The following is a 15,056-nucleotide window of genomic DNA, read 5'->3' as shown; positions in this document are numbered from 1 at the left end:
CACCGGCGTGGTACTGCCAAGCGACCGCGAGATCCTGCCACCGGAATTTCTGGGGTGAGCAGCGGGTTCAACCAGACAGATCACGAGATCTCACAACAGAACAGAGTCGAAACCGCGAGACACGCTCCACGGCTCCGACCCGACAAGGGAAGAGCACCACCATGAAGAAGTTCAGCATCACCACAGCCGCAGTAGCAGGATTGTCGGCAGCCGTTCTCGGCCTCGCCGCTCCTGCGCTCGCCGCACCGACCGGATCCGGTGACGCGCAAGCCACCATCAGTCAGCTTGAGGCCGAAGGCAACCGGGTCATCGTCAAGAAGCTGTCCGATACTCCGCTGGCACAGGCCAGCGTCGTCGGAATCAACCGGGGCGCCCCGCTTCGCGGCACCGTCCGGGATCACTTCGGAGACAACACGTACCAGAACACAGTCACTGGTTACGTCTACTACGTCAACGTCCAGTAGCTTCCCTGAGCAACAAGGCCACCTCGACGGAGGTGGCCTTGTTGTATCGGCCCGCACGTAGTCGGCTCGCCCGAACCGAAAAGTCGAGTAGTCGATCACCCTAGGCCCACGTCGCTGCGCGGCCGAAACTCGCAGCATCGGCCGACGCCGCACAGGGGGAACCAGCATGACCATCGATCAACTCACCACCGCGACAGTGTTCGGCTCCGGAGTCGACCCCCTGCCGTCCGTCGCCTACGAACACGCCACCAGCCCGGCCGAGGCGCACCGCCTCATCGGTTCGGCGCGTAGCCGATCACCCATCGCCATCGGCCCGCACGGCCCGGAAGCACTGAGCTACGACGCCGTGCGCACCGTCCTGCGCGACGATCGCTTCGAAATCCCCGAAGGGGTTGCCCTGACCGCGCAGGGCGTCACCTCCGGCGAGCTGTGGGACATCGTCGTCACCGGGCTCCTGAGCCTCAACGGCGAAGTGCACCATCGTCAACGGCGGCTCGTCGCCAAGGCTTTCACGCCTCGGGCCGCCGGACGCCTGCGCACGTCCTGCGCCGACATCATCGCCGAACTGATCGATTCCGTCGCCGCCGCGGGTCGATGCGACGTGGTTGCCGACATCGCCAGGCGCTACCCCGTCCCGATCATCTGCCAGCTGCTCGGTACCCGCCGCGAAGACTGGAACCTGTTGTCCGCGTGGGCTGATGACATCTTCAAGGTGTTCGACTGGAACGTCGTCAACGATGCGCCCGTGATCGTGGGAGCCTGGCGAGCACTGGAAGGCTACCTCGACGACATGGTCGCCAACCGCCGGGAATCGCTCACCGACGACCTGTTGTCCGACATGATGCGCGCCGAGATCGAGGGCGACCGGCTCAGCCACCAGGAGTTGCTGACCTTGGCCGCGACGCTGCTGATGGCCGGAACCGACACCACCCGAAACCAGCTCGCGGCCGCGGTCGACGTGTTCTGCGACCATCCGGATCAATGGTCGCTGCTGGCCAGTCACCCCGAGCTGGCGCCGACAGCCGTCGAAGAGGTCATGCGGTACTCACCGGTCATCTTCACCACACTGCGCGTCGCCGTCGAGGATGTGGACCTCGCCGGCCACACCGTGCCCGCGGGCACCTTGGTGATCGCGAACACCGCGTCCGCCAACCGGGATCCGGCCGTGTACCCCGAGCCCGACCGGTTCGACATAACGTGCGACGGCGCGACCGCGATGCTGACGTTCGGCGGTGGCGTGCACTATTGCCTCGGCGCACACCTCGCCCGGATCGAACTGGCGGAGGCGCTGACGACGATGGCGCGCCGGATGCCCAAGATCCGGCGCGACGGCCCGACGGTCTGGAAGCCCATCACAGGCATCAGCGGCCCGGCGACTCTGCCGGTCGCTTTCGGGGCCTGACCGGAGTGACGATGCGCCACCCACACCTCCGGCGGGATAATGGCCGACGTGGCATCCAAGGTTCTGTTTCTACTCAACGAGCATCTCGCGACCCCGGCCCTGCTCGGTGACGCCTTCGCCGAACGCGGATTCGACGTCGAGGAGTTCGAGGTCGTCCCCGCCGAGAAGGCGGACAACCCCGCGGGTGAGGTGACATTCCCGGATCCCACCGACTACGACGTCATCGTCCCGCTCGGCGCGACGTGGCCGGTGTACGACGAAGCGCTGCTCGACACCTGGGTCGCCACCGAGATGCAACTGGTGCGCGAGGCCGCCGACGCCGGAATCGCCTTGCTCGGCGTGTGTTTCGGCGGTCAGCTGCTGGCCCAGGCGTTCGGCGGCACCGTCGCGCGCGGTCCGCAACCCGAGATCGGTTGGTACGACATCCCCACCGACCGGCCCGACGTGGTGCCCGCGGGCCCGTGGTTCCAGTGGCATTTCGACCGCTGGACGCTGCCGCCCGGGGCAACCGAGATCGCCAGAACCGCCAATGCATCGCAGGCGTTCGTCCTCGGCCGCGCACTGGCGCTGCAGTTCCACCCGGAGGTCGACACCGACCTGCTCAAGATCTGGCTCGCCGCCGACAGCACCGGCGACGTCGGCTCCGTCGGGCTGGATCCCGACGAACTACTCACCCGCACAACGGAACTCGCCGGCGACACCGGAACGAGGATCCGGCGGTTGGTCGACGGGTTCCTGACCCATGTCGCAGGTCAGCCGCGCCCGAGCTGATGCGCCAGCGCGTCGGCGACATCGGGGTGCCGGAACGTATGGTCGACGCCGAACAGCTTCGCAGGAATCACCCGCTGGTTCGCAGCAGCCAGCTCGCGCGCACCCTGCTCCCCCAGCAGCAGCCGCGGTCCGAATGAGGGCACCGGAAGCACGGCGGGACGGTGCAGCACGCGGGCCAGCTCCTCGGTGTACTCGGAGTTTCGCACCGGATCGGGCCCGACCGCGTTCACCGGACCGCTGAGCCGAGCGTCATACAGCGCACGGTGATAGATGTCGACCAGATCGTCGAGCCCGATCCACGACAGCCACTGCCTGCCACTGCCCAGCCGTCCCCCCAGCCCCGCAGCGAACAGCGGGCGCATCAGACGCAGCGTTCCTCCGTTGGCCGACTGCACGATTCCGGTCCGCACCGTCACCACGCGCAGCCCCGCATCAACTGCAGGCGTCGTCGCCGCCTCCCAGTCGGCGACGACGTCGGCGAGGAACCCGTCTCCGCGGGTGCTGTCCTCGGTCAACTGCACGTCGCCGCGGTCGAAGCCGTAGAAACCGATCGCCGACGCACTGACGAACACGCGCGGACCGTCATCAGATGCCGCCGCAGCTGCGGCCAGCAGCCGGGTCGGCTCGATGCGGCTGTCCCGGATCGCGGCCCGGTGCCCGTCGGTGAACCGGCCCGCGATCGATGCCCCCGCCAGGTGCACCACCGCGTCCACACCGCTGAGCAGGTCGGCCGCCGGGTCCGGCGGGTTCCATTGCCGCTCGTCGTCCCCCGTCGCGGCGCCGCGGACAAGCCGGATCACCCGGTGGCCGCCGCTGGTCAGGAATGCCCGCAGCGCGGAGCCGACGAGACCGGACGATCCGGTCAGCGCGACGACCATCGGCTCCATCCCGGCCTCGGCTGCGCGGCGGTGCGCGGCGAGGTCGTCGGCGATCTGCCGGTGCCGGTACACGAACGTCGACCGCAGACCAGCGGCAGGGACGACGGCGTCCACCTCATCGTGCACCCGGGTCTGCGCGCCGACATCGGCGAAGGTGTGGGTGTGCCGCCACCCGCCGATCACCCGCGGCGGCCACGACGTCAGGCCGTGCGACGACAACTCGTCGGCGAAGCGACTGCCCGGAACGTAGGCGGCCGGATCGTGGCGCGCCACCCAGCGCAACCCACCCGGCAACCCGAGCACCGCGACACCGTCGGACAACGACTGCGCCTCCGCCACCACGGTCATCGGCTGCCACGGCGGCACCAGCCGGGGCATCGCGCCCGGACGGCTGAACCAGTCCCACACCACGTCACGCGGATGGTCGACGACGGTCTCGTATTCGATGCCCATGGCCCTCCCTGGTTCCGGGGTGTGTATTGCCCCATAATCGAACAGGTACTCACGCCGAGTACACCGCACGAGACGCGCCATGAAACACGTCACCAAAACGTTCCGAGATCGCCGCGAGGCCGGTCGGGTGCTGGCATGCGACCTCGCGCGGTATCAGGGCCGGGACCACCTTCTCGTACTCGGACTCGCGCGCGGCGGTGTGCCCATCGCGTCAGAGGTCGCGCAGGCTCTGCATGCCCCGCTCGGCGTCTGCATCGTCCGCAAGCTCGGGGTGCCGCAGTGGCCGGAACTCGCCATGGGCGCGATCGCCACCGGCGGCGGCGTGGTGCTGAACTCCGAGCTGTTGCGCAGCCTCGGCATCGGCGACGGCGATGTGCGCGACGCCATCACGCGCGAGACGGCCGAGCTGCGGCGCCGGGAACGCGTCTACCTCGGTGACCGCGAGCCGCTCTCCGTCTCGGGTCACACCGTGATCCTCGTCGACGACGGGGTCGCCACCGGCGCCAGCATGGTCGCGGCCGTGCGGTCCGTGCGGCAGGCCGGCGCCGCGCACGTCATCGTCGGCGTCCCGGTCGGTCCGCCGTCGGTGTGCCGGTCACTGGGCGACGAGGCCGACAGCGTGGTGTGTTCGACCATGCCGACCCACTTCCAGGCGGTCGGACAGGTCTTCGCCGACTTCCACCAGGTCAGCGACGACGAGGTGCGCGAGTTGCTCGCGGCCAGTGGCTGACAGTCAGTTCTTCGGGGGCTCGTCCGTGGTGGCCGGCGCGACGTCGACCGCAACCGTCTCGTCGTCGCCCGGCGCCTCGTCGTACTCGTCGGCGATCGGCGCCTCGTCCGGATAGTCCTCGTAATCGGGCTCGTCGTCTGCCGAATCCGCTGTGTCAGAAGCAGTTTCGGCAGTGTCACCCTTTGAGCGGTCCCGGATGGCGTCGACGATCAACAACACCACGCCGATGACGCTGGCGACGATGCACACCCAGGCGATGAGCTCGTTGCTGGTGACGACAGCCATCACCAGGGCAGCGAGACCGATGACGGCGAGAACGAGCGCGACGATCAGCATGGGCCCACCCTAGGCAGTGTCATTAGCGGAGGCGCAGGCGCCTCAGTTGTTGCCCCGGTTGAACTGGTTGAAGCCGCCGTCGTTGTTGGCACCCGAATCCACCGGCGCCGCGGAACCGCGCTGGCCGAGCTCTTCGAGCTGCGATTCCAGGTAGGTCTTCAAGCGGGTGCGGTATTCACGCTCGAACGTGCGCAGCTGCTCGAGGCGGCCTTCGAGCACGGTGCGCTGCTGGTTGATCGTGCCCATGATTTCGGAATGCTTGCGCTCGGCGTCGGCCTGCAGCGCGTCCGCCTTCTCCTGCGCCTGGCGCAGCTGGGTCTCGGACCGGTTCTGCGCATCGGCCAGCATCGCGTCCGCGCGCTGACGGGCCTCGGTCACCGTGGTCTCGGCGGTCTGGCGGGCCTCGGTGACCAACTGGTCGGCCTGGGCGCGCGCATCGGCGAGCATCTTCTCGGACTCGGCCTTGGCGCTGCCGGTCAGGCGATCCGCAGTGTCCTGGGCGAGGCCGAGAATCTTCGCGGCACGCATGTGCTGGTCCTCGGTCACCGACGCGGCCGGCGCCTGCTGTACGGGCGGGGCCTCGTAGACGGGCTGCGGCTCGGGCTCCGGTTCCGGTGCGGGTTCGGGCTCCGGCTCGTAGACTGGGATGGTCTGAGTCGGCTGGGCGGCACCGCCGCCGGCACGGGCTCCGGACAGCTCCTGGTCCAGCTCAGCGACCCGCTGACGCAGGTCGGTGTTCTCCTCGATGAGGCGAGACAGCTCGTTCTCGACGAGATCGAGGAAGGCGTCGACCTCGTCCTCGTTGTAGCCGCGCTTCCCAATGGGTGGCTTGCTGAATGCCACGTTGTGCACGTCGGCAGGAGTGAGCGGCATTGTCTGCCCCCTTGAGGTCTGGACCGTCAACTGATCACGAAGTGTAAAGCCTTGCTGGAACGTAACTGGCGTCCATCCTGTCACACGCGACCCGGCGGTTGCAGGAGAGGCCGATAATTAATACCGAAACTCAACTTTCCAGGTCGTGGCCACAAACGCCGGAATGGCCGATCTCAGGCCTTTTGCCCGCACCGACGTCGCGTCCGCGAGGACGTCAGACGGCGGCGCCGAAAGCCAGCTGCATACCGATGAACGCCACCAGCAGCAACACCATGATCGACAGGTCGAACCGAACCGCACCTATCGTGAGCTGCGGAATTATCCGACGAAGAAGTTTCACCGGCGGATCCGTCAGCGTCATGATGATTTCCAGCACAACAACTGTCGCGCCGCGAGGGTGCCAGTCACGACTGAACGAGCGGATGAACTCCACCACGACCCGGGCGATGAGAAGCAGCCAGAAAACGAACAGCGCGAAACCCAGGATTTCGAAGAAGAGCGCCAACGAAGCCGACCTCACTCAGGCAGATGTGTGACTTTGACAACAGGCCGCGCACGGCCGTGGCCGCAACAGAGTGCGACGAAGTCAGCCTACCCGGGGTGGCGCCCCTAGCTACTGGTAGGCGTAGAAGCCCGCCTCGGCGATCCGGCGACGCTGCTCGGCAGTGACGTCCACATCCGCGGGTGACAGCAGGAACACCTTGGTGGCGACCTTGTCGAACGAACCCCGCAGCGCGAAGGCCAGTCCGGCCGCGAAGTCGACCAGCCGCTTGGCGTCGGCGTTGTCCATCGACACCAGGTCCATGATCACCGGGGTGCCGTCGCGGAACCGCTCACCGATGGTGCGGGCCTCGCTGTAGTCCTTCGGGCGCAGCGTGGTGATCTTGGCCATCGGGCTGCCCGCCTCGAACAGTTCCGCCATGCCACGCGGATCCATCGCCAGCGCGCCGCGGGTCGAGCCCCTCATCGCGCCGAAACGCGGTGGGGTGCGGTCGAATTCGCGCGGCGTGCGCATCCGGGACTCGAACCGGGCGTCATCGAAGCCGCCGGCCATCCCGCCGCGGTAACCCGCGGGCTCGTCGTACTCGCGGCGGTCGTCGTAGCCGCGGGTGTAACCCTCATCGTCGAGACGATCCTCCCGGGGCCGGCGGTAGCCGCGGGCGGGGCCGCGGTCGTCGTCCTCGTAATAATCGTCTTCGTAGTCGTCCATCGGCGCCATACCGAAGTAGGCCTTGACTTTGTGCAGTGTGCTCATTGTTCGGACCCTTCGTACGGTGGCGCTGCCTGAGGTTTTTCCAGCGAATCTGTTGTCTGTGATGAAGGTGTGACTGGTGTGACTACTTCCGGTGACGTTAGCGGTCGGGGTCCCATTAACGCGGTACCGACACGCACACACGTCGAACCATGTTCCACCGCGGCTTCGAGATCTCCCGACATCCCCGCCGACAGCCCGAGACGTTGCTGATAGCTCCCCTGCAGCCGCGCACGCTCGCGTTCCAGGCGAGCGAACGCTTCGCCGGCATCCGAGTTCAGCGGCGGAATCGCCATCAGTCCCACGAACTGCAACCCCGGCGCGGCGTCGACCGTGGCACACAAATCGTCGATACGACCGGTCGCGTCGACGTCGATACCGCCCCGAGCCTCGTCACCGTCGAGGCTGAGCTGCAGATACACCCTCAGTGGCTCGGTGCGGCGCCCGTCACCCAGCGCCTCGGTGGCCGCCCGGTCCAGTGCCGCAACCACTTTCGGGCTGTCGACCGAATGCGCCGCGTAGGCCCAACCGGCCACCGAGCGCGCCTTGTTGCGCTGGATGCGGCCGACCATGTGCCAGCGGATCTGCCCGGGTCCACCCAACCGGCGGACCTCCTCCACCTTGGCCGCGGCTTCCTGGTCTCGCGACTCGGCGAACGCCGTGCAGCCGAGCCGGGTCAGCGCGGCGACGTCATCGGCCGGGAAGAACTTGGTGACGGGCAGCAGCTCGATTTCGTCGACATCGCGACCCGAGGCCGCCGCGGCTCGCTCCAGACGAGCACGGACTTCGGCGAGTGCCCGCGCCAGTTCCTCCTCCCGCTCCGTCATCGCCTCGGCTCCAGCCAGATCAGCGACGCGAGCCGCCCGGTGGGGGCATCTCGACGATGGCTGAACAGATTCCGATCCTCGACCGTGCACCGCGGATCGATGTCGATCGCGCGGACACCGAGCGACCGCAACTGCGCGGCGATGCCTGCTCGAAGATCCAGGCCACGAGTGCCCCGGGCCGTCGTCGTCAGGCTCCCGGGCAGTGCGAGCTCGACATCGGCGGCCATCTCTTCGGGCACCTCGTAATTGCGGCCGCTGACGGCGGGGCCCAACAGCACCGAGACGTCACCGGCTTTTGCGCCCGCGCCGACCATCGCCTTCAGCGCGTTCGCGACGATGCCGTTGGCGGCACCGACCCGGCCGGCGTGGACGGCGGCCACCACCCCCGCCCGCGCATCGGCCATCAACACCGGAACACAGTCCGCGGTCACCACGGCCAGCGCCAGCCGCGGCACCGTCGTCACCAGACCGTCCGTGGCGGCGACAGTGTCACCGTTGGCAGCACCGTGGTCGACGACGGCGACGGTGGCGCTGTGCACCTGGTTCATCCAGACGATGCCGTCGGTCTTGATCGCCTCGGCGAGCCGACGACGGTTGGCGGCAACGGCATTCGGGTCGTCGCCCACGTGATCGCCGAGATTGAACGTCGCGAACGGCGGCTTGGACACCCCGCCCGCACGAGTGGTGGTGACGCGCCGAACCCGGAATGTCACGACCGCACGCGGGTCAGTGGCGCATGAACGGCGGCACGTCGACGTCGTCATCGGAGATGCCGTCGTCGCCTCCGCCACCGATCCGGACCGTCGCGCCGTTCGTATGCCCGGCGGGCACACTCGCGGCGTCCGACGGCTCGAAGATCGACGAGTTCACCCGGCCGGCCTTGCCCGGCGCGATCGGCTGGGCCGCCGCGGCGGCTGCGGCCTGCGTCTCACCGGTCACCGGCTTGCGACCGGGTCCGGCAGCGTCGAAGCCCGCAGCGATGACCGTGACACGGACCTCGTCGCCGAGGGAATCGTCGATGACGGTGCCGAAGATGATGTTCGCGTCCGGATGCGCGGAGTCCTGAACCAGCGAGGCGGCCTCGTTGATCTCGAACAGACCCAGATCGCTGCCGCCCGCGACAGAGAGAAGCACGCCCTGCGCACCCTCCATCGACGCTTCCAGCAGCGGGGAGTTGATCGCGATCTCGGCGGCCTTGAGCGCACGGCCGTCACCTCGCGCCGAACCGATACCCATGAGCGCGGTGCCCGCAGAACTCATGACGCCCTTGACGTCGGCGAAGTCGACGTTGATCAGACCGGGGGTGGTGATCAGGTCGGTGATGCCCTGCACACCATTGAGGAGCACCTCGTCGGCGCTGCGGAACGCGTCCATCAGCGAGACCGCGGCGTCGCCCATCTGCAGCAGCCGGTCGTTCGGGATGACGATGAGGGTGTCGCAGCTCTCGCGCAGCGCCTGGATGCCGTTCTCGGCCTGGTTGCTGCGGCGCTTGCCCTCGAAGGAGAACGGCCGGGTCACGACGCCGACGGTCAGCGCGCCGAGCTTGCGCGCGATCGACGCCACCACCGGTGCGCCACCGGTTCCGGTACCGCCGCCTTCGCCGGCGGTCACGAACACCATGTCGGCGCCGCGCAGCAGTTCCTCGATGTCGTCCTTGGCGTCCTCGGCGGCCTTGCGGCCCACCTCCGGATCCGCGCCGGCGCCGAGGCCGCGCGTCGAGTCACGACCGACGTCGAGTTTGACGTCGGCATCACTCATCAACAGCGCCTGCGCGTCGGTGTTGATCGCGATGAACTCGACGCCTTTGAGGCCCTGTTCGATCATCCGGTTGACGGCGTTGACGCCACCGCCGCCGATGCCGACCACCTTGATCACTGCGAGGTAGTTATGCGGGGGGGTCATTGGGTGCCCTTCCTGCCTTCGATTGCCTGTCTGGTTACGGATAACCGCTGGAGCAAACCCTCAACCTCAACAAGAGGCTTAGAGTTATGTCAAGTTGTTCCGCGCAACCAGAACGGTAGGGCCGGGTCGCACACACGCCGAGCAGGCGCGCCGAAACGACACGACAAAATCATTTGGGAATCTGCGCGGCGCTACTTGACGGTCGGCAGATCGGGGCTGGACACGTCGTAGACCTGGCCCGGCTGGGTGAGCAGCGCGGCCAGCTTGAGCGCCTTCTCCTCGGTGCGGTCGGTCGTCCCCCACACCACGGTGCGGCCATCGATCAACGTCAGCGTGATGGCCGCCATCGACGGCGCCGACACCCGACCCACCTGGCTCGCGACATCCGGGCGCAGCGACGTCATCACCTGCAGCGCCGCCTCGGTCGCCGGATCGTTCGGACCGGGGTTCTCGGTGTCGAGATACGGGATGCCCGGCGGCGGCGGAGCCGTCGCGAAATCGACGCCGTCCTTGTCGAACAGGTGCACACCGTCCGGATAGTCCCTGACCACCACCGGCACCCGCTCGACGATCGTGATCCGCAACGTCGACGGATACTGGCGCTGCACCCGCGCCGACGCGACACGACGGATCTCGGCGATACGTTCGGCCACGGCATCGGTGTTCACCTGCAGCAGGGGCGTCCCCGGCGCCACGGCCGCGGCGGCCACCACCTCGTCCTGCGTCACTGCCCCGATGCCCGTGACGACGATGGTGCGGGCCGACATGATCGGCGTGAAGTAGAGCAGCAGGCCCAGGCCCACCACGATGACGGCGAGCACGGCGGTCCACATCAGGACTTTGAGCCCGCGCACCGTGCCGCGGCCGATGGTCCTGGTCTGCGGCTCGGCCTGGCCGAGCACCTTGCGCTTGGCTTCCCGGCGGGCATCCTCGATGGCGGTGGCCCTGGCCTGAGCAGCCCGGCGTTCCTCACGCTCGCGCCGCGCGCGCCGGCGCGGGCCCTCGGTGTCGGCCGGGCCTTCGGACGCTTCGCCGGCCTCGGGTGCCTCAGCGGCGGGTTCAGCGTCCTCGGTGGACTCCGCGTTGTCGGTCGGCCCCGCGTTCTCCGTGGGCTCGGTCATGCCCTGGCCTGTACCTCGGCGAGGATCTCCCGGCCCAGCAAGGTGACGTCGCCGGCGCCCATCGTCACGACCACATCACCAGGCCGCACAGCCGCGGCCACCCGCGCCGCCACCGCCGAAAAATCCGGGACATACGTCACCGGCGCGGACACCGCGTCCGCGACGGTGGCGCCGCTGATCCCGGCCAGCGGTTGTTCCCGCGCGGCGTACACGTCGAGCACGAAGACCTCGTCGGCGACGCTCAACGCCTCCCCGAATTCCGTCGCGAAAGTCGCTGTGCGCGAATACAAGTGGGGCTGGAACACCGCGATCGCGCGGCCGTCCCCTTCGACCGCGGCACGCAACGCGGCGAGCGTGACGCGAACCTCGGTCGGGTGGTGCCCGTAGTCGTCGAACACCCGGACGCCGTCGGCGGTACCGACCAACTCGAAACGCCTTCGCACACCGTCGAACCCGGCGAGGCCGTCGAGCACGGACTCCACACCCGCGCCCGCCTCACGGGCCGCAAGCAGCGCCCCCAACGCGTTGAGCGCCATGTGCCTGCCCGGCACGGACAACCGCACCACCCGCGGTCGAGCCTCGCCGCGCAGCGCGATCTCGGCGACCGCCCCCGTCCCCTGCTGGTTCCACTCCACGAGCGTCGCGTCGAGATCGCCTGTGCCGCCGTAGCGCAGCACCCGCACACCGAGCGCTTGCGCGCGTTCCCCCAGTGCTGCCGCCCCTGGATCGTCGACGCACACCACCAGCGCGCCGTCAGGCGAGATGCGCCCGACGAACCGGTCGAAGACCGCCGTATATGCCTCGACACTCCCGTAGAAATCTAGATGATCGGCCTCGATGTTCGTCACGACCACGATGTCGGGGCTGTACTCGAGCAGCGAGCCGTCGCTCTCATCGGCTTCGGCGACGAAGGTCGAACCGCTGCCGTGATGGGCATTGGTACCCGCCTGCCCGAAGTCGCCACCGACGGCAAACGACGGATCGAATCCACTGTGCTGCAACGCGACAATGATCATCGACGTCGTCGTCGTCTTGCCATGGGTGCCGGTGACCATCACCGTCGTGTCACCGGCCATCAGCTTCGCCAACACGGCAGGCCGCAAGATGACCGGAATGCCGCGCTCGCGCGCCTCGACGAGCTCAGGATTGGTCTTCGGGATGGCGGCGTGCGTCGTCACCACGACGGTGGGACCGCCGGCCAGCATGTCCAGTGCGGACGGATCGTGCCCGATCCGGACGTGCGCGCCGCGGGCGCGCAACGCGATCAGGCCGCGGGAATCCTTGGCGTCGGATCCCGACACCTGGCCTCCGCGGTCGAGCAGAATCCTTGCGATGCCCGACATTCCGGCCCCTCCGATGCCGACCATGTGGACCCGCTGCAATTCGTCGGGCAGGTCCGCCGTCATCGGCGTGCCTCACGTGCCACGTCGAGCGCGACCTCGGCCACCCGACGCGCCGCGTCCGGGTGTCCGGCCAGGGTCGCCGCTGCGGTCATCGCCGTCAGGCGGGCGTCGTCGTTGAGCAGACCCGGCACCGTATGCGCCACGAATTCCGGTGTGAGGGAACGGTCGTCGACGACGATGCCACCGCCCGCCTCGACCACGGGCAGTGCGTTGAGCCGTTGCTCGCCGTTGCCGATAGGCAGTGGCACGTACACCGCGGGTAATCCGACGGCACTCACCTCGGCCACGGTCATCGCACCGGATCGGCACACCGCCAGGTCTGCGGCGGCGTACGCCAGATCCATCCGGTCCAGGTAGGGCACCGCCACATAGGGCGGATCGCCGGGCCTCGGCGTGCGCAGATCAAGGGTGTTCTTCGGACCGTGGGCGTGCAGCACCGAAATACCGGCAGCAGCAAGACTTTCCGCGGCACCGGACACGGCGCGGTTGAGCGACTGCGCGCCCTGCGACCCGCCGAACACCAGCAGCACCCTGGCGTCGTCGGCGAACCCGAAGTGGGCACGCGCCTCGGCTCTGAGCGCGAGACGGTCCAGCGACGTGATCGCTTCGCGCACCGGCACTCCGACCACCTCGACACGACCCAGACCCGGATCGGGCACCGCGGAGAGCACCCGTTGCGCCGAGCGGGCGCCGACCTTGTTGGCCAACCCGGCGCTCGCGTTGGCCTCATGCACCACGATGGGCACGCGGCGCCGCGCGGCGAGGTAGGCGGGAAGGGCGACGTAGCCGCCGAACCCGATGACGACGTCAGCGCGGACGTCGTCGAGGATGCCGCGCGTCTGCCTGACCGCTTCGCGCACCCGCAACGGCAACCGGAGCAGATCGGCGGAGAGCTTGCGCGGCATCGGCACGGGAGTGATCAGCTCGAGGTGGTAGCCACGCTGCGGGACGAGCCTGGTCTCCAGGCCGCGCTGCGTGCCCAGCGCCGTGATACGGACACTCGGGTCGAGTGCGGTCAACGCGTCCGCGACCGCCATCGCGGGCTCGACGTGGCCTGCCGTGCCGCCGCCGGCAAGAACGATGGAGATCCCCCGGTCGCTGCGCTCCTGCCCCGCCGGGACCGATATCCCCGTCACCCGTAACGCTGACCTTCCAGTGTGCGGGCCCTCCGGCCCTGATTGCGCTGGGTATCACCGTAACCGCCGGAGGCTCTGCCCGAGCGCACCGGGTGCCGGGCAGGCTGGGGCTTACGGGTGCGCGGTTTCTTCTCGGCAGGTTTCGCGGCCGCCTTTTTCCCCGGGCGCTTGCGCAGCCGGTCCCGCGCCGCCTCGATCCGGGTGGGCACATACGGTGCCGGCAACGGCAACCGCAGGATGCGGTTCACCCGGTCGTCACGGCCGGCGCGCAGCGCGGCGACCGCCTCGGGTTCGTGGCGCGCGGCGTTGGCCATGATGCCGATCATCAGCAGCGTGGTGGCCGTCGACGTGCCACCTGCCGAGATCAGCGGCAACTGCAGGCCGGTGACGGGCAGAAGCCCGACGACGTAGCCGACGTTGATGAACACCTGGGACAGGATCCACAGCGTGGCCGTGGCAGTCAGCAGACGCAGGAACGGGTCCGCCGAGCGTCGCGCGATCCGCATGCCGGTGTAGGCGAACAACCCGAACAGCACGAGCAGGCCGGCGGCGCCGATGAAGCCGAGTTCCTCGCCGATGATCGCGAAGATGAAATCGTTGTGCGCGTTGGGGAGATAGTTCCACTTGGCAGTGCCCTGGCCGAGGCCGTCACCGAACACGCCCCCGTTGGCCAGCGCGAAGCGGGCCTGGCGGGCCTGGTATCCCGAGCCCTGGGCATCGGCGGACGGATCCAGCCACGACTGCACCCGCGCCGAGCGGTAGCCCGCGGACATCGCCAGGATCGCGCCGGTGACCAAGATCAACCCCATGGAGCTGAGGAACACCCGCAGTGGCAGGCCCGCATACCAGAGCAGGCCGAGCAGGATCACACCCATCGACAACGTCTGCCCGAGGTCGGGCTGGACCACGACGAGGGTCAGCGCGATCACCGCGGCGGGCACCAGTGGCACGAGCATCTCGCGCAGCGAGGCGTGTTCCATGCGACGCGCCGCCAGCAGATGCGCGCCCCAGATGGCGAGCGCGATCTTGGCCAACTCCGACGGCTGCATGGAGAAGCCGGCGACCACGAACCAGCCGCGAGAACCGTTGGCCACCTTGCCGATTCCCGGGATGAGCACGAGGACCAGCAGGAACACGCTGAAGACGAAGCCTGCGAAGGCGAACCGGCGCATGACTGCCACCGGTATCCGCAGCGCAACGTAGAAGGCGAGCAGTCCGATTGCGGTCCACAGCAACTGCTTGCCGAACACCGCCCAGGGCGAACCCTCGAAGTCGTAGGAGTACACGCCCGATGCCGACAACACCATGGTCAGGCCCATCGTGATCAGCAGGGCGGTGATGGCGACGATCAGGTGGAACGACGTCATCGGCCGGCTCAGCCACGCGCCGACCCGGGTGCGGGGAAGCGGGATCGAGGCGGCTGCGGCGGCCACCGGGACGCCCGACTGGCCGTCGTCGGTACCCGGGTTCGCGCGTCGGTTGCGCAGCCGACCGAGGATGTTGCTCAC

General features: G+C 68.5%; 16 protein-coding genes. 4 read left to right on the top strand and 12 right to left on the bottom strand.

Annotated features, from left to right (window positions below; genetic code table 11):
* Positions 1–161 precede the first annotated feature (161 nt).
* The 3 genes from P9A17_RS17900 (at position 162) to P9A17_RS17890 (ending at position 2,637) form a co-directional block, all read left to right on the top strand.
* Positions 162–464: a hypothetical protein gene (locus P9A17_RS17900; protein ID WP_278040047.1), complete on the top strand. Its 303-nt coding sequence runs from the start codon at positions 162–164 to the stop codon at positions 462–464.
* Positions 465–630: 166 nt separating this feature from the next.
* Positions 631–1,866 (top strand): cytochrome P450, encoded by a 1,236-nt coding sequence (locus P9A17_RS17895; RefSeq protein WP_278040046.1) that lies wholly within the window; start codon positions 631–633, stop codon positions 1,864–1,866.
* Positions 1,867–1,905: 39 nt separating this feature from the next.
* Complete coding sequence (locus P9A17_RS17890; protein WP_278040045.1) at positions 1,906–2,637, top strand: type 1 glutamine amidotransferase; 732 nt, start codon at positions 1,906–1,908, stop codon at positions 2,635–2,637.
* Here the strand turns inward: P9A17_RS17890 and P9A17_RS17885 are convergent.
* Positions 2,619–3,968, bottom strand: a complete 1,350-nt coding sequence (locus P9A17_RS17885) for a TIGR01777 family oxidoreductase (RefSeq protein ID WP_278040044.1) — start codon at positions 3,966–3,968, stop codon at positions 2,619–2,621. The genes P9A17_RS17890 and P9A17_RS17885 overlap by 19 nt on opposite strands.
* 79 nt (positions 3,969–4,047) lie before the next feature.
* On the opposite strand from P9A17_RS17885, the gene P9A17_RS17880 reads away from it, so the two are divergent.
* On the top strand, positions 4,048–4,698 hold the full coding sequence (locus P9A17_RS17880; protein WP_278040043.1) for a phosphoribosyltransferase: 651 nt from the start codon (positions 4,048–4,050) through the stop codon (positions 4,696–4,698).
* 3 nt (positions 4,699–4,701) lie between these two features.
* Here P9A17_RS17880 and P9A17_RS17875 read toward each other — a convergent pair whose 3' ends face one another.
* The 11 genes from P9A17_RS17875 to ftsW form a co-directional block, all read right to left on the bottom strand.
* Positions 4,702–5,034 carry a DUF308 domain-containing protein gene (locus P9A17_RS17875; RefSeq protein WP_278040042.1) on the bottom strand — a complete coding sequence of 111 codons (333 nt, stop codon included), beginning with the start codon at positions 5,032–5,034 and terminating at the stop codon, positions 4,702–4,704.
* Positions 5,035–5,076: 42 nt separating this feature from the next.
* Positions 5,077–5,907, bottom strand: a complete 831-nt coding sequence (locus tag P9A17_RS17870) for a DivIVA domain-containing protein (protein WP_278040041.1) — start codon at positions 5,905–5,907, stop codon at positions 5,077–5,079.
* 214 nt (positions 5,908–6,121) lie between these two features.
* Positions 6,122–6,412 carry a YggT family protein gene (locus P9A17_RS17865; protein WP_278040039.1) on the bottom strand — a complete coding sequence of 97 codons (291 nt, stop codon included), beginning with the start codon at positions 6,410–6,412 and terminating at the stop codon, positions 6,122–6,124.
* A gap of 108 nt (positions 6,413–6,520) precedes the next feature.
* Positions 6,521–7,162 carry a cell division protein SepF gene (locus P9A17_RS17860; RefSeq protein WP_278040038.1) on the bottom strand — a complete coding sequence of 214 codons (642 nt, stop codon included), beginning with the start codon at positions 7,160–7,162 and terminating at the stop codon, positions 6,521–6,523.
* Positions 7,159–7,986: a YggS family pyridoxal phosphate-dependent enzyme gene (locus P9A17_RS17855; RefSeq protein WP_278040037.1), complete on the bottom strand. Its 828-nt coding sequence runs from the start codon at positions 7,984–7,986 to the stop codon at positions 7,159–7,161. The genes P9A17_RS17860 and P9A17_RS17855 overlap by 4 nt, the downstream gene beginning before the upstream one ends.
* Positions 7,983–8,699: a peptidoglycan editing factor PgeF gene (gene pgeF / locus P9A17_RS17850; protein WP_278040036.1), complete on the bottom strand. Its 717-nt coding sequence runs from the start codon at positions 8,697–8,699 to the stop codon at positions 7,983–7,985. The genes P9A17_RS17855 and pgeF overlap by 4 nt, the downstream gene beginning before the upstream one ends.
* A 13-nt stretch (positions 8,700–8,712) precedes the next feature.
* The gene (gene ftsZ, locus P9A17_RS17845) at positions 8,713–9,888 is read right to left on the bottom strand and encodes a cell division protein FtsZ (RefSeq protein ID WP_278040035.1); all 1,176 of its coding nucleotides are present in this window, start codon (positions 9,886–9,888) and stop codon (positions 8,713–8,715) included.
* A 191-nt stretch (positions 9,889–10,079) separates the two neighbouring features.
* Complete coding sequence (locus P9A17_RS17840) at positions 10,080–11,009, bottom strand: cell division protein FtsQ/DivIB (RefSeq protein WP_278040034.1); 930 nt, start codon at positions 11,007–11,009, stop codon at positions 10,080–10,082.
* Positions 11,006–12,415 (bottom strand): UDP-N-acetylmuramate--L-alanine ligase, encoded by a 1,410-nt coding sequence (murC, locus tag P9A17_RS17835; RefSeq protein ID WP_278040033.1) that lies wholly within the window; start codon positions 12,413–12,415, stop codon positions 11,006–11,008. Before murC ends, P9A17_RS17840 begins: the two co-directional genes overlap by 4 nt.
* Positions 12,412–13,548: an undecaprenyldiphospho-muramoylpentapeptide beta-N-acetylglucosaminyltransferase gene (gene murG, locus P9A17_RS17830; protein ID WP_278040032.1), complete on the bottom strand. Its 1,137-nt coding sequence runs from the start codon at positions 13,546–13,548 to the stop codon at positions 12,412–12,414. Before murG ends, murC begins: the two co-directional genes overlap by 4 nt.
* The gene (gene ftsW, locus P9A17_RS17825; RefSeq protein WP_278040031.1) at positions 13,545–15,056 is read right to left on the bottom strand and encodes a putative lipid II flippase FtsW; all 1,512 of its coding nucleotides are present in this window, start codon (positions 15,054–15,056) and stop codon (positions 13,545–13,547) included. The genes murG and ftsW overlap by 4 nt, the downstream gene beginning before the upstream one ends.

It is taken from the genome of Mycobacterium sp. 236(2023), assembly GCF_029623955.1.
Classification (GTDB): domain Bacteria; phylum Actinomycetota; class Actinomycetes; order Mycobacteriales; family Mycobacteriaceae; genus Mycobacterium.
Note: the sequence above shows the minus strand (reverse complement) of the source record. Positions and strands in the feature narration are given on the sequence as shown.